General features: G+C 58.2%; 19 protein-coding genes. 9 read left to right on the top strand and 10 right to left on the bottom strand.

From position 1 onward, the window contains the following. Nucleotides 1–115: 115 nt before the first annotated feature. The 6 genes from GOW48_RS09985 to lgt all read right to left on the bottom strand — a co-directional run bounded on the left by GOW48_RS09985 (nt 116) and on the right by lgt (nt 4333). On the bottom strand, nt 116–892 hold the full coding sequence (locus GOW48_RS09985; RefSeq protein WP_170352356.1) for a Hint domain-containing protein: 777 nt from the start codon (nt 890–892) through the stop codon (nt 116–118). A 2-nt stretch (nt 893–894) separates the two neighbouring features. After that, complete coding sequence (locus GOW48_RS09980; protein WP_170352357.1) at nt 895–1053, bottom strand: hypothetical protein; 159 nt, start codon at nt 1051–1053, stop codon at nt 895–897. Between the two features lie 173 nt (nt 1054–1226). Beyond that, nucleotides 1227–1355: a hypothetical protein gene (locus GOW48_RS22625; RefSeq protein WP_269149638.1), complete on the bottom strand. Its 129-nt coding sequence runs from the start codon at nt 1353–1355 to the stop codon at nt 1227–1229. A gap of 271 nt (nt 1356–1626) precedes the next feature. Continuing rightward, on the bottom strand, nt 1627–2385 hold the full coding sequence (gene pgeF / locus GOW48_RS09970) for a peptidoglycan editing factor PgeF (RefSeq protein ID WP_170753363.1): 759 nt from the start codon (nt 2383–2385) through the stop codon (nt 1627–1629). Further along, nucleotides 2382–3449: a class I SAM-dependent methyltransferase gene (locus tag GOW48_RS09965; RefSeq protein WP_170753361.1), complete on the bottom strand. Its 1068-nt coding sequence runs from the start codon at nt 3447–3449 to the stop codon at nt 2382–2384. The genes pgeF and GOW48_RS09965 overlap by 4 nt, the downstream gene beginning before the upstream one ends. Beyond that, nucleotides 3446–4333 carry a prolipoprotein diacylglyceryl transferase gene (gene lgt, locus GOW48_RS09960; RefSeq protein WP_170753359.1) on the bottom strand — a complete coding sequence of 296 codons (888 nt, stop codon included), beginning with the start codon at nt 4331–4333 and terminating at the stop codon, nt 3446–3448. The genes GOW48_RS09965 and lgt overlap by 4 nt, the downstream gene beginning before the upstream one ends. 97 nt (nt 4334–4430) lie before the next feature. On the opposite strand from lgt, the gene GOW48_RS09955 reads away from it, so the two are divergent. From GOW48_RS09955 to GOW48_RS09935, 5 genes are all read left to right on the top strand, one after another. Then, on the top strand, nt 4431–4679 hold the full coding sequence (locus GOW48_RS09955) for an accessory factor UbiK family protein (RefSeq protein WP_170753357.1): 249 nt from the start codon (nt 4431–4433) through the stop codon (nt 4677–4679). A gap of 309 nt (nt 4680–4988) precedes the next feature. Beyond that, entirely contained in the window at nt 4989–5489 is a 501-nt protein-coding gene (locus GOW48_RS09950; protein ID WP_170753355.1) for a type III secretion system chaperone family protein, read from the top strand. Between the two features lie 37 nt (nt 5490–5526). Continuing rightward, the gene (proC, locus tag GOW48_RS09945; RefSeq protein WP_170753353.1) at nt 5527–6342 is read left to right on the top strand and encodes a pyrroline-5-carboxylate reductase; all 816 of its coding nucleotides are present in this window, start codon (nt 5527–5529) and stop codon (nt 6340–6342) included. Further along, complete coding sequence (locus tag GOW48_RS09940; RefSeq protein WP_170352363.1) at nt 6335–6673, top strand: tRNA-binding protein; 339 nt, start codon at nt 6335–6337, stop codon at nt 6671–6673. The genes proC and GOW48_RS09940 overlap by 8 nt, the downstream gene beginning before the upstream one ends. Beyond that, nucleotides 6673–7623 (top strand): 2-hydroxyacid dehydrogenase, encoded by a 951-nt coding sequence (locus tag GOW48_RS09935; RefSeq protein WP_170753351.1) that lies wholly within the window; start codon nt 6673–6675, stop codon nt 7621–7623. The genes GOW48_RS09940 and GOW48_RS09935 overlap by 1 nt, the downstream gene beginning before the upstream one ends. Here the strand turns inward: GOW48_RS09935 and GOW48_RS09930 are convergent. Further along, nucleotides 7620–8198, bottom strand: a complete 579-nt coding sequence (locus GOW48_RS09930) for a thymidine kinase (RefSeq protein WP_170753349.1) — start codon at nt 8196–8198, stop codon at nt 7620–7622. The two genes, GOW48_RS09935 and GOW48_RS09930, sit on opposite strands and share 4 nt — an antisense overlap. A gap of 357 nt (nt 8199–8555) precedes the next feature. Here GOW48_RS09930 and GOW48_RS09925 point away from each other — a divergent pair, with 357 nt between their 5' ends. Continuing rightward, nucleotides 8556–9017, top strand: a complete 462-nt coding sequence (locus tag GOW48_RS09925) for a hypothetical protein (RefSeq protein WP_068336404.1) — start codon at nt 8556–8558, stop codon at nt 9015–9017. Between the two features lie 14 nt (nt 9018–9031). On the opposite strand, the gene GOW48_RS09920 is transcribed toward GOW48_RS09925, so the two are convergent. Continuing rightward, the gene (locus GOW48_RS09920) at nt 9032–9418 is read right to left on the bottom strand and encodes an ankyrin repeat domain-containing protein (RefSeq protein WP_214648660.1); all 387 of its coding nucleotides are present in this window, start codon (nt 9416–9418) and stop codon (nt 9032–9034) included. 128 nt (nt 9419–9546) lie between these two features. Continuing rightward, nucleotides 9547–10671 carry a beta-ketoacyl-ACP synthase III gene (locus GOW48_RS09915; RefSeq protein ID WP_170352366.1) on the bottom strand — a complete coding sequence of 375 codons (1125 nt, stop codon included), beginning with the start codon at nt 10669–10671 and terminating at the stop codon, nt 9547–9549. 169 nt (nt 10672–10840) lie between these two features. On the opposite strand from GOW48_RS09915, the gene GOW48_RS09910 reads away from it, so the two are divergent. The 3 genes from GOW48_RS09910 to GOW48_RS09900 are packed head-to-tail and all read left to right on the top strand — an operon-like array spanning nt 10841 to nt 15404. Continuing rightward, a complete protein-coding gene (locus tag GOW48_RS09910) occupies nt 10841–11308 on the top strand; it encodes a MarR family winged helix-turn-helix transcriptional regulator (protein ID WP_170753347.1) in 468 nt (155 codons plus the stop codon). After that, the gene (locus GOW48_RS09905) at nt 11305–12342 is read left to right on the top strand and encodes an efflux RND transporter periplasmic adaptor subunit (protein ID WP_170753345.1); all 1038 of its coding nucleotides are present in this window, start codon (nt 11305–11307) and stop codon (nt 12340–12342) included. Before GOW48_RS09910 ends, GOW48_RS09905 begins: the two co-directional genes overlap by 4 nt. 11 nt (nt 12343–12353) lie before the next feature. Further along, the gene (locus GOW48_RS09900; RefSeq protein WP_170753343.1) at nt 12354–15404 is read left to right on the top strand and encodes an efflux RND transporter permease subunit; all 3051 of its coding nucleotides are present in this window, start codon (nt 12354–12356) and stop codon (nt 15402–15404) included. A gap of 53 nt (nt 15405–15457) precedes the next feature. On the opposite strand, the gene carB is transcribed toward GOW48_RS09900, so the two are convergent. Next, the gene (gene carB, locus GOW48_RS09895; RefSeq protein WP_170753341.1) at nt 15458–18802 is read right to left on the bottom strand and encodes a carbamoyl-phosphate synthase large subunit; all 3345 of its coding nucleotides are present in this window, start codon (nt 18800–18802) and stop codon (nt 15458–15460) included. Nucleotides 18803–18949: the final 147 nt, after the last annotated feature.

Raw genomic sequence — 18949 nt, 5'->3', positions numbered from 1 at the left:
GCGCATCCGTTTATGTGCGGAACAACATGGCGGAAGAATCGCTGTAACGATCAGGAACAGCACCCAACCCAAAAGAATCTGCATAAAGCCCCCACTCTGCAGCACTGACAAAAATTTACGCTGTGATCGCGTCCACCTCTCCGTCGCCAGCACGCGGCATCAGCAGCGGACCAAAATCATTCAGCGAATCGGCATGCGCGAACAGGTTCAGGTAGATCGAGCGCAAGGAATGGCTGATCATCCGAACTGCATTGACACCGGGATGATACGTCTCGAACTGCAGCCCGTCGATCTTGATCACCGAATGGCGCTTGAGACAGATATGAAACAGTTCGATCGGCGTTGGCGGCAGGGTTTCGACCACGCTCATTCCGTCCTGAAATTCGTGAACCGGGGTCAAAACGGTCTCATTGCCGTGCAGATGGCGCAGGTGGGACGGGGTTCCAACCAACCGCGCCGCTGGGCCCGCGATAACGCCTGAAAGAGGTTTCTGCATCCCGAATGTGTCGGCCATGATCCGCGTCAGAGGGCGAGTCCGACCTCGGGAATCCTCGCGTCCGGGAACCAGGGTCACAGACCCTTTCCATAGCACAGTCTGAGACGAGCCATCCTGCGTCAGCACAGTATCGCCGGGCAGCAGGTCCTCAATCGCGAGCGGGCCGGTTTCCGTCTCAATTAAAGATCCTCGGGTAAAGGCGCAGAATGCGTCCTCGAACATCGGCAAAGCGGGCGCGATGTGGCGGGTCTGAGAAATATCGCCATTTGGCAGCAGCGCGCTCACCTCATAGCGCCGCAGTTGCGCCTTTGGTTTGTCTCTTGGCGCATCCCGCAGCATCGCCGAAGTATCGACGGCGTTTTTGGCCGCGCGCGAAAGCGAATGTGGAATAGGCATTTTTATTCCGTCCCTTCTATCATCCGTGCAGACAGGTTGAACCCTCCGTACAGGCCCGTCTGACCGATCTTTTTCTTTGTTTTGAATGAAAGGGCGACCTCAGGGCGAGCGTCAAACCGACGTCGCAACGTGATGGTATTCAGCACACCTTTGGTCAACATCTTGACCCCCCAGACAAACTCACAACAACGCCGGCGAAAATTACCCACGCACACAACACCCCTGAACCTGACCGCGGAAAATACCTGCGGCAGGTCACGCATCGGGCCGGAGCACCCCTCCGATGCGCGTCTTGGCCCCTGGAACCGGCAGCTTGGTACCCTGGGCGTCACGATCAGACCCCTTCCGCCAAACGACGGGCAACCCTGACCGAATCGCTGGAAATGCTTTTCCAAGGCATCTCCGGCGTCTTTTCGTTGGTCGCCGCGACAACGGCGCTCAGAAAGCGAGATTTTACCTTCATGATCTGGTCCTGCTCCTCTGGGGTTTTTGGGCCCCATTTCCCTTTGGGATGCCAATCTGACGCCATATTGAGGCAGCGATAAGGCTGATCCGGGATCAATTCAGGACAAAATGAAGGTTAGCAGCTCCTCTTTCTTCATACTGTCTCACACTGCTGGAGCATCGGCAGATAAACACCTGAGAGCGGACAATAAAACTCAACTTGTTACGACTCAGGTAGACACAAAGAATGTGGCAAAAAAGCGGCGAAATCGCCACAATTCAGTCTAGGTCTACAATTTGATTGCAGAAATAAGGCGGCCATAGTCCGCTTCTTTGGTGTGCGTAGATCGCCGGTAGGAATAGAATCTGTCGGGGTCTGAATAGGTGCAGTGCCGGGTCCATTCAGCTTGGCCTACGCCTGCCTGTCGAAGGCGATGCAAACCGTAAGCGGGAAGGTCAAACTGCAGTCTGTCGCCTTCCCCATTTGCGAAGAAACGCAGATTTTCTGGCGTTTCTGCGACGAAATCATCCAGGAACTCAGGCCCGACCTCATATGCTTGTTGCGAAATCGACGGGCCAATCACAGCGACCGTGTTTTCGCGCTTTGCCCCCAGTTCTTCCATGGCGTCCAGAGTCGATTCGAGAACGCCGTCCAACGCCCCGCGCCACCCTGCGTGGGCCGCGCCGATAACGTTTGCGTGGGTGTCGGCAAAAAGAACGGGCTGGCAATCCGCTGTAAGTATGGTCAGGGCCAAGCCCGGAGTGGCTGTGACCACTGCGTCCGCGCGTGGACGCTCGCCGTTCATCGGGGCGTCAACCTTAACCACGGTCGGAGAATGCACCTGGTGTACGCCAATCAGCGCTTCGGGCTCGACTTCCATCGCCTGAGCTACACGCGCCCGGTTGATCGAAACAACCTCGGTCTGGTCTGACGAGCCGTAGCCGCAATTCAAGCCGGAAAACACCCCTGATGACGCTCCGCCACGGCGGCTGAAAAAGCCGTGGCGTACGTCTGACAGCATGTCCGAGGTCAGTATTTCCAGTGTCATGGTTCCAGTCCCGGTGGAGGTGCCGCGTAAGAGGGGTAGAGCCCCAGTACTTTGAACAGGTTTCCCATTTCCTCGGGATGCGTCAACCTGCGATGTGCTGCCACCAGCGTATCAAGCTCGGACCCGCCGAGCGGTTTGGCCAAAGCTTGCGCACGGGCGGTAATGCCAAGCCGTTCCAGAAACACGCCCTGGGGGGTCAGGCGGGAATGGGCGCAACCGGCGGCACGTGCTGCCAGTGCAAGCGGCTCGAAATCCACATGCGCGGTCAGATCGGCCTGGCCAGGCGTATCCAGCGGATCTACGCGGTCATGCGCGCGTAGGGCTTGAAACGTGTCGCCCAGCGAATGCCAGTCTCCGTAATCCACGATCAGACCGGCACCGCCGTGGCTGGCGATTCGACCTGCGATGACGGTCAGGATGGGGATTGCCGCCGCGCAAAGCTCAACCAGATCTCCATCTTTCGTGTCCTGCAATCGATCCGTCAGCGCAACCTGATCCGCCCGAGCACCCAGTCCGAAGGTCAGCGATTCGCCCTCGGCCCCGATAAGGCGCTCGCGCCACGCAGGACCGTCGCGCAGGAACTGGCGGATGGGCAGGGCGTCAAAGAACTCGTTGGCGACCAGAAACAAGGGCGCGTCGGGCAGTTCGGTGAGCGTTGTGACCCAGCGCGGTGCAAAATCCTTTAACGTTTCTGCCTGAATGTCGCGCAAGGTCGGTGAGGCTTCGAGTAACACGATTTCAGCCGCATCATGGAACCCGTGGACCCCGCGTGTGGCCCGGAGGATGTCCGCCATCAGTGTTCCGCGGCCTGGCCCAAGCTCGGCCAGAACGAAGTGATCGGGGTGCCCCTGATCCATCCAGCTTTGCGCCAGACTTAGGCCGATTAATTCACCGAACATCTGACTGATTTCAGGCGCGGTGACGAAATCGCCCTGCGCGCCGAAAGGATCGCGGGTGGTATAATAGCCATAGGTCGGGTGCAGCAGGCATTCGGTCATGTAGTCGGCCACGGTCATCGGGCCGTCTTGCGCGATGCGCTCTAGCAGATGGTCGGTCAGGCTCATCGCGCGTTTCGTGCGCGCAGGGCGAACCATAGGCCAAGCGCGATCATTGGTAGCGACAAGAGCTGCCCCATGGTCAGGCCATACCCGCCAATATGCCACGCCAGACCCAGAGGGTTCCCGATCGAGATAAACTGTGCGTCCGGTTGCCGAAAGAACTCAACGATGAACCGGGACGCACCATACCCGGCCAGAAACACACCCATAACCAGTCCGGGTTTGCGCAGCGCGCCCTTGCGGTAGACCAGCCACAGCAGCGCGGCCCCCAGCAGCAACCCTTCTAACGCGGCTTCGTAAAGCTGCGAGGGGTGGCGTGCGCACATGCCCACCAGCACGCCGGGGCAGTCTTGCGCCGCAGGGCCGGGGAAGATCACCGCCCATGGCACCTCGCTGGGGCGGCCCCAAAGCTCGGCGTTGATGAAGTTGGCCAATCGTCCCAGTAGCAGCCCCGGCGGAACAGCGTGGGCAATGAGATCAGCCAGCGGCAGAACCGATATCTTGTGACGGCGCGCATAGATGTAAGAGGCGACAATCACGCCCAGTAGCCCGCCGTGAAATGCCATGCCACCTTGCCAGACTTTCAAAATGTCCGCCGGGTTCGCAAGGTAATAGGCGGGCTGGTAAAATAGCACGAACCCAAGTCGACCACCCAGAATCACCCCAAGAATGATCCAGGTGATCAGATCCTCAAGCTGCTGGGGCTTCATCGGCGGCGTGTTATCCGCCCAAAGCGCGGGGCGTTTCAGCGCCGCTGAACCCAGCCTCCACGCGATCAGGATGCCCGCGATATAGGCCAACGCGTACCAACGCAGCGCGAACTCCATCCCGAAGTGTGAGATCGAGAACAACTCGGGCGACAGATCGGGAAAATTCAGAACAGCCTGCATGTGCGTCTCATTGCCCGTGCTTTGCAGGGCAAGTCAACCTTGAGCCTGACGCAAAGTTTACCCATATAGAGAACAACCGCGATTTCGGAGAAAAACCATGCAGACCCGCAACAAGATCCTCGACGATGTTTCCCAACTGATGACCAACGCTATGGGCGTGGCGCAGGGCGCGCGGGACGAGGCCGAGAATGCGATGAAGTCGATGATCGACCGCTGGCTGGCGGACCGCGATTTCGTCACCCGCGAAGAATTCGATGCGGTCCGCGCCATGGCGCAAAAGGCGCGCGAAGAAAACGCAGCCTTGGAACAGCGTATCGCCGCGCTTGAGGCAAAGCTGGACAAGTAACGTCTCAGCACAGATTCGAAGATAAAGAGAACGCCGCGCAATCTGAGGCCAGATTGTGCGGTGTTGTGCATTTTGCTGCCCTGCAAACGCAAATCAAGACAAAGCTGTGCTCGGCGCCAATATTTTGATCTCCGTTGCTGTTCGTCCACAACTTATTGCTGTTATCCCCAATAAATAGGGTTGCCAGATGGGTGCGCGCGGCGCACCATATTTAGTACAGGCACATGGGGGAAGCCCGGCTTGTAGAGCAGGCAACTAGCGCTGGGGCGCTGCCAGCCCCGAATTGCTAGAGATAAGTGAGGTGGCATTATGGCCCTATCCGAGCAGTTTCTCGAAGAAGACCTTCATCCGATTGATATTGTTGAACACCTGGCCGAACATCACGACTGGGATTTTGATCGCATCGGCGATGATCAGATCGCCATGGCTGTCGAAGGACAGTGGCGCACCTATTCCATCACTCTGGCCTGGTCGAACTATGACGAAACCCTGCGCATGGTGTGCTCGTTCGAAATGGACCCGCCATCCGAGCGGGAAAGCGAACTGTACGAGCTGCTGAACAAGATGAACGATCAGTGCTGGGCCGGGGCGTTTACCTATTGGGCTAACCAGAAACTGATGGTCTATCGCTATGGTCTGGTTCTGGCGGGAGGTCAAATGGCCAGCCCCGAACAGATTGATACGATGATCACCGCAGCGGTTCTGAGTGCCGAGCGGTATTACCCGGCGATCCAGCTGGTCACTTGGGGCAATCGTGATCCCGAAGATGCGATGCAAGTCGCCATTGCAGAGGCTTACGGCCGCGCGTAAAGCTTTGCCCCAAGCCAGTTAATGGGGAGGGGCAATCATGGACATGTCGCGCGTCGCGGAACAGGGGCTTGTGCTTCTGGGATGCGGAAAGATGGGATCGGCAATGTTGGCTGGCTGGCTAGAGCATGGCTTACCAGCGTCGTCAGTCTGGGTCGTGGATCCGTACCCCTCGGACTGGTTGAAAGCACAAGGCGTCAATATCAACACACCGTTGCCGGAAGCCCCAGCCGTGGTGCTTGTGGCCGTCAAACCGCAGATGATGGGCGAAGCATTGCCCGCGATCAAAGCGCTGGGCGGGGGCGGCAGCCTGTTCGTCTCGGTCGCGGCGGGGACGTCGATTTCCACATTTGAATCTGTGTTGGGCGCGGGCACGCCGATCGTACGGGCGATGCCGAATACGCCTGCAGCAATCCGGCAGGGCATCACGGCGCTGATCGGCAACGCACAGGCCTCCGAGGCCGATGTGACCCTGGCCGAAAACCTGCTGTCCGCGATTGGTGAGACTGTCCGGCTGACGGATGAGGCGCAAATGGACGCAGTGACCGGCCTCAGCGGGTCGGGTCCGGCCTATGTATTCCACCTGATCGAAACGCTGGCCGCTGCGGGGCAGGCGCAGGGCTTGCCGCATGAACTGGCAATGAAGCTGGCCAAATCTACTGTTGCAGGGGCAGGCGCGCTTGCGATGACCGCCGACGAAGACCCCGCGCAGCTGCGAGTCAATGTGACCTCTCCCAATGGCACCACGCAGGCAGCGCTCGAGGTGCTGATGCACGAAGAACAGGGTTTCCCAGACCTGCTGCACCGCGCCGTCAAAGCCGCGACCGACCGATCCAAGGAGCTGTCCCGTGAGTGAGATTTCCTTCGACGATTTTCTCAAGGTCGACATCCGCGTGGGTGAAGTGATCCGCGCCGAGCCGTACCCCGAGGCCCGCAAGCCGGCGATCAAGATGTGGATCGACTTCGGCGATGAGATCGGCGAGCGAAAGACGTCGGCCCAGATCACCGCGCATTACGATCCGGCTACGCTGGTGGGCAAGCAAGTTATGGCCGTGGTGAACTTCCCGCCGCGCCAGATCGGCAAGTTCATGTCCGAGGTGCTGGTTCTGGGTCTGCCCGACGAAAATGGCGAGATCGTTCTGATCGGACCGGATGGAGAGGTTCCGACCGGCGGGAGGATGCACTGATGAAATTATTGATTACACGCCCCATGACCGACGCCGTAATGGAGCGCGCACGGACGGAGTTCGATGCGGAGATTCGCAAAGAAACGTCGCCACTGACACCGGATGAGATGCAGCGGGCCTTGACGGAATTCGACGTGGTAATGCCAACGCTTGGCGATCTTTTTTCGGCGCAGGTATTCGCGGATGTGTCCGATCCGCGCTGCAAACTGCTGGCCAATTTCGGCGTCGGCTACAACCATATTGACGTGGACGCGGCCAGCGCGTCAGGTATTGCGGTCACCAATACGCCGGGTGCCGTTACGGATGCCACAGCCGATATCGCCATGACTTTGTTGCTGACAACCGCGCGCCGTGTCGGGGAAGGAGAACGCATCGTCAGGGCTGGGGGCTGGCATGGCTGGCATCCCGCGCAAATGCTGGGCCACCACGTCACCGGCAAGCGGGTGGGTATCGTTGGCATGGGTCGGATCGGACAGGCCATTGCCCGGCGCTGTCACTTTGGGTTTTCCATGCAGGTTGCCTATCAGTCGCGTAGTGCGAAGGAATTGGAATTCCCGGCAGAGTTCGTACCCGATCTATCCGCTTTGGCCGCGTCGGTCGATTTTCTGGTGCTGGCCGTCCCCGGTGGAGCGGAAACTCAACATCTGATCAATGCGCCGGTACTTGAGGCGATGAACCCCAATACCTTACTGATCAATATCGCGCGCGGAGAAGTCGTGGACGAGGCTGCCCTGATCGCAGCCCTTCAGTCCGGGCAGATCGCAGGGGCGGGGCTGGATGTATACGAATTCGAACCCAAGGTTCCGCAGGCGCTGATCGACATGGAGAACGTGACCCTTTGCCCGCATCTGGGTACCGCCACCGAAGAGGTGCGCACCGATATGGGTTACCTGGCGCTGGACAATGTTGCGGCCTTTATCGCAGGCCGGGCGCTGCTGACGCCGGTTTAACCGCCCATCGCCTCGCGCCAGTGTCGGCGGCAGAGCGAGACATAGGTTTCGTTCCCGCCGATCTGAACCTGTGCTCCTTCGGTGATCGTATTCCCGTGCGCGTCCTGACGGATGACCATTGTGGCCTTGCGCCCACATTCGCATATCGTTCGAACTTCGCGCATCTCATCCGCCAGGGCCAAGAGGGCTGCAGAGCCGGGAAACAGCTGTCCCTGAAAATCTACCCGTAACCCATAGGCAAGAACCGGTACGTTCAGATCATCCACGGCACTGGCCAGCTGCCAGACCTGATCGCGGGTCAGAAACTGTGCCTCGTCTACGAATACGCAGGCCACCTTACCCTGCGCCAGACGGTTCTCGATCATGTCGAACACGTTATCTTCTGCCCCGAACGTGTCGGCATCTGCAGATATGCCAATGCGCGAGGCGATCTTGCCCACGCCCGCGCGACCGTCAAGCTGTGCGGTCATAAGATAGGTGTCCATGCCGCGTTCACGATAGTTGTGCGAGGCCTGCAACAACACAGTCGATTTACCCGCGTTCATGGTTGAATAGTTGAAGTACAGTTTTGCCATGTGCCCGGGTCTAAAACGCCTGATCCGCATGGGCAAGTAACCAAATTCTATGAAATAAGCGACGTCGCCGTTGTCGTTGCAAGGGTCGAGCGAAAGCTCATTGGGGATGGATACCCCCACGTCAACAACAGCGACGCCGTCGGCCATCATGCGGCCAAAACAGAGCAAGACCAGAAAACCGCCTTGCAAACACTCATTACCGGCTGGAAACGCCGCCACTCACTCACAAAATCCCTGCATATCTGAGGGATAGTCAATTTATGGCATTTCAATTATGACTCGAGTATGGGAAATTTCCTTACCCTTTCCCCCATAGTCGCAGATGTCGTGGGAAAGCCAGGCAGTAAAGGTTGAAACATGGCAGATATCGGGGCTTATCTGAAAAAACATACCGAGGCGTTGGTAAAAGACGTCGGCATTGAATCGGCCTGTGAGATTACAGGCAAGTCCAAGGCAACATTGGGTCGGTACTACTCGGACAACGCGGAACATGCGGACCGTTTTATGCCAGTCGATGCGGTTGCTCGGCTCGAGGCGGTCTCGAACTTTCCGCATGTGACCTCGGCCCTGGCGGATCTTAAGAATATCACGCTGTCCTATGATGGCCGTAATACGGATACCCCCAGGACCGGAGGTGTGAATTCGGATGTCATTGCCCTAAGCCAACGGTTTGCAATGCTGATGACCGAATATCAGGCTGCTATTGAAGACGGCATCATCACCGTCAACGAGGCCAAGCGTCTGTTGAAGGAGACCAGTTTGTTGCAACAGGTTCTGATCGAGATGAAGCTGCATCTGGAAGAAGAAAGCGTGAGTTGATCGCCGGTTTTTCGTTAATTGAAATCGAAAAGCCGTTTAAGGTCGCCACCAAACGCGCCAGCCAATTCCTTTGCAGACTGATCGAATTCCGATTTCAGAAGGGGATCAGCACCCGCTTTCAAAAGCGCTTCGATAACGCTCAGGTTTCGTTTCTTAACCGCGACGTGAAGGGGCGTTTCCGACATGTCGCCGACTGCGTTTACGTCAGCGCCAGCGGCAATCAACGTCAGGGCAGCGTAGGTGTCGTCGCGCCAAAGAACGGCGTGCAACGCGGTATCACCGTTTGACGCGCGGCTGTTCAAAGAAACCGGAGCTTCGCCGAGAGATTCCGGGAAAAGAACGTCCGAACAAGATGCCAGGATATCTTCCAGAGTCGCACGTGCTTTAGGTTTGGTTGCCATTTTGTGAACTCAGAATGATTGGTGTCGCTGACACAGCTAATGCGTGCAAAGGCAAGTTGACTTCAATCCATCACGCCAAAGGGTTCTGGAGCAAGTGAATTCTTGAGTTGCGCGATGGATCGAGTTGACTATCCGTGCCGCCGCACGATTACCGAACCCACGGAATACCCCGCCCCGAATGAACAGATCAGACCGACTTCTCCATCCGCGAAATCATCAGAGTATTTCGAGAATGCGATGATCGACCCCGCTGAGGACGTGTTGGCGTAGTCCTGCAAGATATTGGGTTGTTCGCCGGGTTCGGGCTCGCGGCCTAGAACTTTTTTGCCTATGAAATCGTTCATCGTCTTGTTCGCCTGATGTAGCCACAGGCGTTTCAGGTCAGAGCTGTTTAGCCCTTCGGAGTCCATATGGTCGGCAATGTGTTTGCTGACCATCGGAAGCACTTCCTTGAAGACTTTACGGCCGTTCTGCATGAATTGCATGTCGCGGCGATCAACTACGCCATCGGGGCGCGAACGGCGCAGGTAGCCGTTGTTGTTGCGAATGTTGTTTGAAAACTCGGTCGCGCAACGGGTGGAGAGGATTTCGAAATAGGGACCGTTTGCGTCTTCTACACGCTCGATCAGGGTGGCGGTCGCTACGTCTCCGAAAATGAAATGGCAATCGCGGTCGCGCCACTCCAGATGGCCCGAACAAATCTCGGGATTGACCACCAGCGCGGATTTCACTGACCCAGACCTGATCATGTCAGCGGCCGCCTGAATACCGAAGGTGGCCGAGGAACAGGCGACATTCATGTCAAAGCCAAAGCCTTTGATCCCCAGCGCCTGCTGGATTTCGATCGCAATCGCCGGATAGGCCCGTTCGTGGTTCGAGGCGGCGCAGATCACCAGATCCACATCTTCGGGTGCGCGCCCGGCCTGGGCCAGCGCCTTTTTGCAAGCATCCACGGCCATCTCGGTCATGATGCCGGGTTCATCATCACTGCGCTGGCGCAGCAAGGGGTGCATCACGTCGGGGTCCAGCACGCCGGTCTTGTCCATCACATACCGGTTCTCGATGCCTGACGCTTTGAGAATGAACTCTTCCGATGAATGCTGCAGAGGTTCCACTTCACCCGAAGCAATCGCGTCGGCATTTTCGGCATTCACCTTGTCGGCGTATGCATTAAAGGCGGCAACAAGTTCCGCGTTGGTGATGACGTTGTCTGGCGTGAACACACCGGTGCCGGTGATTGCTGGCGTATACATTGTTGCCCCTGCGTTTTTCGGATTTGCCCAAAATGCAGTCAACGCAAGGTTAGTTCAAGAGAGATTGACCCAAGGGAATATCAAAGTTGCGGCGTCAATGTGCTTCAAATCTTGAATAGTTCATTTTTTGAAGTATATGACGTCCCGTGAACGGCAACAGATTCGGCACATGACATTCGACGACAGCGCACTGGTAAAGCGACTAAGCCCCGAAATGCAGGCCATGATGGGGGTCTATGCCCTCTATTGGAAGCTGGAAGAGAGCTTTGATTTGATGGAGGTCGAACTGACCCATCAAGAGTGTCACATGGTGATAAAACTGGACCAACCCAAGCGTATGGGCGTTTTGGCGGCGGATATGCTGACGGTGCCATCCACAATCACGTCTACTGCTGATGCTTTGGAAACGGCAGGATACCTGACGCGAGAGCGCGATCCGGACGACCGTCGAGCCTGGCTGTTGGTGTTGTCCGACAAGGGGTTGGCGATGCGCCAGACTTTGGTGGCCGAGGCCGGGGCGCTGTTTCAGCGCGCATCCGGTTTGACGCCTGATGAAACGGCCGAATTCGCCCGGCTTGCCCGGAAAATCCGTGAAAACATTCTGAAAACGGGAATACCCGAGGGGTTGAAGAAATGAAATTGATCTCTGTTTTGGGCCTCGCCCTGACCATGCTGGCCACCACGGCCATGGCAGAAAGTGCTGCCAAGCCGGTCAAGCTGATGGTTGTGCAAGAAACTGCGCCCGGGTTTTCGCGGCAGTTCTTTGGCCGGGTCGCAGCGCGACAGACGGTTGATCTGGCTTTTCAGGTGGCGGGGCAAATCGTTGATATGCCGGTAACCGAAGGTTTCGTGATTCCCAAAGACGAATTGATTGCGGAACTGGATCGTGAACCATTCCAGCGTCGCTACGACCGGGCTGTGCTGCAGAAAGATCAGGCGGACCGGACGCTGGCGCGCTTGTCCCGTCTGCGGGGAACTGCAGCAAGTCAAGTTGCTGTGGATGATGCCGAGACAGCGGCTCAGCTGGCGGATATTGCGGTGCGCGATGCGCTTTATGATCTAGAGCAGGCAACGCTAACAGCCCCCTTTGATGCTCTGGTTTCAAGCCGGGCAGTGGAATCCTTTACGACCGTCTCGGCGGGGACACCGATTGTGCGTATCCATGACATGTCCGAGCTACGCATCGAAGTCGACGTGCCCGAGATTTTGTTCCAGCGCTCGGGCCAGCAGGATGACATCACCATCACGGCGAAATTCCCTGTCAGTGACGAAGTATTCCCTCTGCAAATTCGGGAATTCGACGCCGAGTCGTCGAGCGTCGGTCAGACTTTCCGTATTCAATTCGGCCTGACACCGCCAGAAGGTCTGCAGATTCTTCCGGGGTCATCGGTAACGGTGAATGTGCAGGTGCAGGACCAACGTACAGGTATCGTTGTTCCGGCCACAGCGGTTGTTGCGGATGCGGAAGGTGTTTTGGGTGTCTTTGTCTTTTCGCCCGTCGGCGCGGATGAAGGCAGTGTCAAATGGGTCCCCGTGACCATTGAACCCACGGCATCGGGTGACGTAAGCGTCTTGTCCGGGCTGGAGGATGGCGATGAAATCGTGGTTGCCGGAGGCGGAGCGCTGATCGACGGGCAAGCCGTACGCCGCTTTGCCGGCTTTGCGAACTAAGGGGCGGACGCATGAATATCGCACGCGCATCCATAGACCGGCCAATCTATACGTGGTTGATCATCCTGATCGCCTTGTTCGGCGGCATCTGGGGTTTTCTGTCGCTTGGGCGACTGGAGGACCCGGCCTTTACCATCAAGAATGCTGTCATCGCCACGCAGTATCCCGGCGCAACGGCCGAGCAGGTGGCTCTGGAGGTATCGGAGCCACTGGAATCGGCCATTCAGCAGATGGGAGAGGTCAAAACCATCACCTCGCTCAACCAGCCGGGATTTTCGCTGATCGAGGTTGAGATCAAGTCAACCTATGACGGTACCGAGCTGCCCGAAGTCTGGACCAAGCTGCGCGCCAAGGTTCGCGACGCAGCCCGGGCGTTGCCGTCCGGAGTCGGCCAGCCGCTGGTCAACGATGGATTCGGCGACGTGTTCGGCCTTTTCTATGCAGTCACTGCGGATGGCTTTTCGGACGCTGAAAAACACGAACTATCCACGTTTCTGCGGCGCGAATTGCTGACGGTCGAAGGAGTGGCCGATGTCGAAGTCATGGGCCTGCCGCAAGAGGCGATTTTCGTCGAACCGGACTTGGCAATCTCGGTCAATCAGAACGTGCCGCTGCAGGCAATCAACGATGCGATTGCCAATGCGGATTCGGTGAACGCATCAGGCTCGTTGCGGTCTGCAGATGACCGAACAACGGTCCTGACCGCCGAAGGCTCCGACACTGTTTCGGCCATTGCGGGTCTGTCCGTTGGATCGCAGGGGCAGGTGATCAACCTGTTTGACATGTCAAATGTGTACCGCGGCCGCCAGACCGACCCGGATGTCATCATCCGCTTTAACGGGGAAGAAGCCTTTACGCTGGGCATTGCGGGGCTGTCGACCGAGAACATTGTCGAGGTTGGCAAGCGCGCAGACGAGAAATTCGCCGAACTTGACGGGCAAATCCCCTACGGTGTCGAAATCCTGCCGATCTATCAGCAGCACGTGGTCGTCGAGCAAGCCTCGAACGATTTTCTGTTGAACCTTGCGATGTCGGTGGCAATCGTCGTTCTTGTCCTGGCCTTGTTCATGGGTTGGCGGGCCGCGATTGTCGTCGGCTCGACGCTGTTGCTGACCGTTGTCGGGACGTTGCTGTTCATGGCGCTGTTTTCCATCGAGATGGAACGGATTTCCCTAGGGGCCCTGATTATTGCGATGGGTATGCTGGTCGACAACGCCATCGTGGTCGCCGAAGGAATGCAAATCGCAATGTTGCGGGGCAAAAACTCGCGCGATGCAGCGGACGAGGCCGCGTCCAAAACCCAAATTCCGCTTTTGGGGGCGACCATCATCGGCATCATGGCTTTCGCCGGGATAGGCTTAAGCCCGGACGCGACCGGAGAGTTCATGTTCTCGCTGTTTGCCGTCATCGGAATATCACTTTTGCTGAGCTGGATTCTGGCCCTGACGGTTACTCCGATGCTGGGACATTACTTTTTCAAGCAGGGTAAAGCTGGTGCAATTGATGCCTATGGCGGTATCATGTTCCGCGTCTACGGAGCGATCCTAAGATGGGCATTGCGGTTCCGCTGGTTGGTGATTGCCTTGTTGGTGTCTGTCACCGTGGCATGCTTTGCCGGGTTCGGGCTGGTGAAACAGCAGTTCTTTCCCGACTCGAACACGCCGCTGTTCTTCGTCCATTACAACCTGCCGCAAGGAACGCCGATCGCGCGGACCGCTGAGGATATCGCGGTTTTCGAAGAGTGGCTGGCCAACCGGGATGATGTAGTGTCCGTCGCCACCTTTGTCGGGCAGGGCGCGACCCGTTTCCTGCTAACTTATGAGGCAGAAAAACCCAATCCAAGTTACGGCCACCTGATCATCCGTACCAGGACGCTGGAGGACATCCCCCCGCTGCGTGCCGAACTTGCGGAATTTGGTCAGGCGCAATTTCCTGAAGGAAAGTTTCGTACAAGACGACTGATCTTTGGTCCGGGCGGAGGCGATCCGATCCAGGCCCGCTTCTCGGGCAGTGACCCGGTTGTGCTGCGCCAGCTTGCGGATGAGGCTGTGTTGCGGATGCGGGATGCGTCGCAAAACGCGCTACACGTTCATCATGACTGGCGTGAAAAGTCGTTGGCCGTCCAGCCGATCTATGCGACCGAACGTGCGCAGACGGCGGGTGTTACGCGCGAGGATATTGCGGCCACGCTACAGTTTTCGACCGATGGAATCACGGGCGGCGTTTTCCGCGAAAGGGATCGCCTGATCCCGATCATCCTGCGTCGACCGGCGGACGGAGATTATTCGATCGTGGACCAGGTCGTGTTCTCGGACCAATCCGAGCGCTTTGTTCCTATCGAACAGATGGTGGATGGGTTCGAATACAAGGCGTTGAACACGCTTGTGCACCGAAGGGACAGGGTTCTGACCATCACAGTTGGCGCGGATATTCCGGCGGGATTCACGGCGGCTCAGGTCCATTCCGAGGTCCGTGAGGCCATCGAAAGCATGGACCTTCCTGCAGGGTATCGGATGGAATGGGGTGGTGAGTTCGAAAATGCCGGCGAAGCGAATGAAAGCCTTGGGCGTCAACTGCCGCTGAGCTTGCTGATCATGGTGCTGATCTCGGTGCTGATCTTTAACGCAATCCGTCAGCCGATCATCATCTGGTTGCTTGTGCCTATGTCGGTCAATGGGGTGGTCTTGGGCTTGCTGGGCACCGGATTGCCCTTCACGTTTACGGCGCTGCTTGGGCTGCTGAGTCTCTCGGGGATGTTGATCAAGAACGGAATCGTTCTGGTCGAAGAGATCGATCTGGTACGCGAAACCGGCAAAGGGCTGCGCGAGTCGATCATTGAAGCCTCGGTCTCGCGTCTGCGTCCTGTGATGCTGGCAGCGATCACCACCATTCTTGGGATGGCGCCGCTGTTGACGGATGCATTCTTCAAATCGATGGCGGTGACGATCATGGGCGGACTGGCTTTTGCCACGATCCTGACCATGGTGGCGGCGCCGGTGTTCTACATGGTGTTCTTCCTGCCGGAATACCGGCGAAAGTCCGCGCCGCAACCTGTTGTTTAAATGAAAAACCCCCGGTCATCGACCGGGGGCGCTGCTTTATTCTGGTGCGGGGGTCAGCCCTGAAGAGATTTGACCTCGACATCGCCCTCGGCCTGCGCCTTGATCGCCAAAGCGGCTGCATGGCTGGCGGCCGCTGTAGTGAAATAGGGGATCTTGTCATAGAGCGCGATCGACCGGATGGCTTTGCTGTCTTCGACCGCCTGCGCACCTTCAGTGGTGTTCATCACCAATTGTACCTGACCGTCTTTCAACATGTCTGCCACGTCCGGACGACCTTCATAGACCTTGTTGACTACGTCGCAGGCCACACCCTGTTCCGCCAGCCATGATTGCGTGCCGCGCGTGGCAACAAGCGTAAAGCCCTGTGCCGCCAGCACCTGCGCCGCCTCAAGCATCGAGGGTGTTTTGTCGGCATCCTTGATCGAGATAAATGCGCGGCCCTCAGACGGCAGAACCATACCAGCGCCCATCTGCGCCTTGAGGAAGGCACGCGGGAAGTCGCGGTCCCAGCCCATGACCTCGCCGGTCGAGCGCATTTCCGGCCCCAGAATGGTGTCGACACCGGGGAAGCGGGCGAAGGGCAGCACCGCCTCTTTCACCGAGAACCACGGCATGTCCGGGTCGGCCAGCGTCATCTGGTCGGCAATCTTGGTGTCTTGACCTTCTTTGTAGGCAGGGCGCATCGGGAAGGTCGAGAGCTTCTCACCAGCCATGATACGCGCCGCGATGGACGCAATCGCGCTGTCGGTCGCCTTGGCGACGAACGGCACGGTCCGCGAAGCACGCGGGTTCACTTCGATCAGGTAGATCTCATCGTCCTTGATCGCGAACTGCACGTTCATCAGGCCCACGACGTTCAGCGCTTTGGCCAGTTTGAACGCCTGATCCTTGATCTGGTCGAGGATATCCTTGGACAGCGAGTAGGGCGGCAGCGAACAGGCCGAGTCGCCCGAATGCACGCCCGCCTCTTCGATATGCTGCATGATGCCCGCCACATGCACATCGGTGCCGTCGCACAACGCATCGACGTCCAGTTCAACCGCGCCGGCCAGATAGCTGTCCAGCAGTACGGGGCTGTCGCCCGAGACCACGACAGCCTCGTTGATATAGCGTTTCAGTTGCTCCATATCGCGCACGATCTCCATCGCGCGTCCGCCCAGCACGTAAGAAGGGCGGATCACCAGCGGGAAACCGATCTCGTCCGCGATCTCAAGCGCCTGTTCATCGGTCGATGCGATGCCGTTCTTGGGCTGTTTCAAGCCCAGTTCGTTGACCAGCGCCTGGAAGCGTTCGCGGTCTTCGGCAAGGTCGATGGCGTCCGGCGTGGTGCCAAGGATCGGAATGCCTTCGGCCTCAAGCGCGTTGGCCAGTTTCAGCGGGGTCTGACCGCCGAACTGAACGATCAGACCGTGCAGCGTGCCGTTTTCCTGTTCCTTGGTCAAGATTTCCATGACGTGTTCAAAGGTCAGCGGCTCAAAGTACAAGCGGTCCGAGGTGTCATAGTCGGTGCTGACGGTCTCGGGGTTGCAGTTGACCATGATGGTCTCATAGCCCTGATCGGTCAGCGCGAAACATGCGTGACAGCAGCAATAGTCGAACTCGATCCCCTGACCGATCCGGTTGGGACCACCGCCGAGGATGACGACCTTTTTGCGGTCGCTCGGGCGCGCCTCGCACTCAACCTCGCCCATCATCGGGGCCTCATACGTCGAATACATATAGGGCGTCTGCGCCTCGAATTCCGCGGCGCAAGTGTCGATGCGTTTGAACACGGCGTGCACACCCAGATTGCGGCGGGCGCGGCGGATGTTGGCCTCGTCCCGGCCGGTCAGGTTGCCCAGACGCGCGTCGGTGAAGCCCAGCATTTTCAGTTTGCGGATACCGTCTTCGGTGACGGGCAGTCCCTCTTTGCGGACCTGACGCTCGGCGTCGATTATCTCGCGGATGCGGGCAAGGAACCACGGGTCGAACTTGGTTACGCCGAAAATCTCATCGTCGGTCAGACCATGGCGCATGGCCTGCGCGATGGTGCGTAGGCGATCCGGTGTCTGTTGGCTGATGGCCTTGATCACGGCGGCCTTGTCGTCGGCTTCATCCCATAGGCCAACGTTCAGGCCGGGGATTTCAATTTCATCAAAGCCGGTCAGGCCAGATTCCATCGAGGCCAGCGCCTTTTGCATCGATTCGTGGATGGTGCGGCCGATGGACATGGCCTCACCCACCGATTTCATTGCGGTGGTCAGGTAGGGTTCTGAGCCGGGGAACTTCTCGAAGGCGAATTTCGGGATTTTGGTGACGACATAGTCGATGGTCGGCTCGAACGAGGCGGGCGTGACCTTGGTGATGTCATTGTCCAGCTCGTCCAGCGTGTAGCCCACGGCCAGTTTCGCGGCGATTTTCGCAATCGGGAAGCCGGTCGCCTTGGACGCCAGCGCAGACGAGCGCGACACGCGCGGGTTCATCTCGATCACGACCATCCGGCCATCGACCGGGTTGATCGCCCATTGCACGTTCGATCCGCCGGTCTCGACCCCGATCTCGCGCAGCACGGCAATCGAGTGGTTGCGCATGATCTGGTATTCTTTGTCGGTCAGCGTCAGGGCCGGGGCAACCGTGATCGAGTCGCCCGTGTGCACACCCATCGGATCGACGTTTTCGATGGAGCAGACGATGATGGCGTTGTCGGCGGTGTCGCGCACCACCTCCATCTCATATTCTTTCCAGCCCAGCAGGCTTTCGTCGATCAGGATCTGACCCACGGGGGACGCATCCATGCCTGTGCGGCAAATATGGATATAGTCTTCTCGGTTATAGGCTACGCCGCCGCCGGTGCCGCCTAATGTAAAGGCGGGGCGGATGATGGCGGGCAGACCGACGGTCTCCAGCGTCTCAAGCGCCAGCGCTACGCCCGCGTCCAGATCTTTCTTGCCGTCCGCGTCCTTGGGGGCGGTCACAATCTCGGCCTTGGGGTTTTCGATGCCGAGCCGGTCCATCGCCTCGCGGAACAGTGCGCGGTCTTCGGCCATCTCGATGGCGTCACGCTTGGCACCGATCATCTCGACGCCGAACTTATCCAGCACGCCCATCTCTTCCAGCGCTAGCGAAGTGTTCAGCCCGGTCTGCCCGCCCATGGTGGGCAGCAGCGCGTCGGGGCGCTCTTTCTCGATGATCTTGGCAACAACTTCGGGGGTGATCGGCTCGATATAGGTGGCGTCGGCCAGACCGGGGTCGGTCATGATCGTGGCAGGGTTCGAGTTCACCAGAATGACCCGGTAGCCTTCTTCGCGCAGCGCTTTACATGCCTGAGCGCCGGAATAGTCGAACTCGCATGCCTGACCGATGACAATGGGCCCCGCCCCGATGATCATGATCGACTTGATGTCGGTTCTTCTCGGCATGGCCACATTCCTTCAATTGTTCGCGAGTCAGGGCACCCCCAAGCGCCCAAATTGTCCTGCGTTATAGGGACAGCGCGAAAAGGTTCAAGGGGTATCGGAAACAGGGGTGAAATTGCCGCTTTCCCCTCTTTCCCTCGGCACCGTATT

Source organism: Ruegeria lacuscaerulensis (genome assembly GCF_013033355.1).
Classification (GTDB): domain Bacteria; phylum Pseudomonadota; class Alphaproteobacteria; order Rhodobacterales; family Rhodobacteraceae; genus Ruegeria; species Ruegeria lacuscaerulensis_A.
This window is presented reverse-complemented; position numbering and strand designations above follow the sequence as displayed.

Bases quoted from the DNA above. Each gene is read 5' to 3' on its own strand.
- GOW48_RS09985 (WP_170352356.1), bottom strand. From the start codon at position 892: ATGCCTATTCCACATTCGCTTTCGCGCGCGGCCAAAAACGCCGTCGAT.
- GOW48_RS09980 (WP_170352357.1), bottom strand. From the start codon at position 1,053: ATGTTGACCAAAGGTGTGCTGAATACCATCACGTTGCGACGTCGGTTT.
- GOW48_RS22625 (WP_269149638.1), bottom strand. From the start codon at position 1,355: ATGAAGGTAAAATCTCGCTTTCTGAGCGCCGTTGTCGCGGCGACCAAC.
- pgeF (WP_170753363.1), bottom strand. From the start codon at position 2,385: ATGACACTGGAAATACTGACCTCGGACATGCTGTCAGACGTACGCCAC.
- GOW48_RS09965 (WP_170753361.1), bottom strand. From the start codon at position 3,449: ATGAGCCTGACCGACCATCTGCTAGAGCGCATCGCGCAAGACGGCCCG.
- lgt (WP_170753359.1), bottom strand. From the start codon at position 4,333: ATGCAGGCTGTTCTGAATTTTCCCGATCTGTCGCCCGAGTTGTTCTCG.
- GOW48_RS09955 (WP_170753357.1), top strand. From the start codon at position 4,431: ATGCAGACCCGCAACAAGATCCTCGACGATGTTTCCCAACTGATGACC.
- GOW48_RS09950 (WP_170753355.1), top strand. From the start codon at position 4,989: ATGGCCCTATCCGAGCAGTTTCTCGAAGAAGACCTTCATCCGATTGAT.
- proC (WP_170753353.1), top strand. From the start codon at position 5,527: ATGGACATGTCGCGCGTCGCGGAACAGGGGCTTGTGCTTCTGGGATGC.
- GOW48_RS09935 (WP_170753351.1), top strand. From the start codon at position 6,673: ATGAAATTATTGATTACACGCCCCATGACCGACGCCGTAATGGAGCGC.
- GOW48_RS09930 (WP_170753349.1), bottom strand. From the start codon at position 8,198: ATGGCAAAACTGTACTTCAACTATTCAACCATGAACGCGGGTAAATCG.
- GOW48_RS09925 (WP_068336404.1), top strand. From the start codon at position 8,556: ATGGCAGATATCGGGGCTTATCTGAAAAAACATACCGAGGCGTTGGTA.
- GOW48_RS09920 (WP_214648660.1), bottom strand. From the start codon at position 9,418: ATGGCAACCAAACCTAAAGCACGTGCGACTCTGGAAGATATCCTGGCA.
- GOW48_RS09915 (WP_170352366.1), bottom strand. From the start codon at position 10,671: ATGTATACGCCAGCAATCACCGGCACCGGTGTGTTCACGCCAGACAAC.
- GOW48_RS09910 (WP_170753347.1), top strand. From the start codon at position 10,841: ATGACATTCGACGACAGCGCACTGGTAAAGCGACTAAGCCCCGAAATG.
- GOW48_RS09905 (WP_170753345.1), top strand. From the start codon at position 11,305: ATGAAATTGATCTCTGTTTTGGGCCTCGCCCTGACCATGCTGGCCACC.
- GOW48_RS09900 (WP_170753343.1), top strand. From the start codon at position 12,354: ATGAATATCGCACGCGCATCCATAGACCGGCCAATCTATACGTGGTTG.
- carB (WP_170753341.1), bottom strand. From the start codon at position 18,802: ATGCCGAGAAGAACCGACATCAAGTCGATCATGATCATCGGGGCGGGG.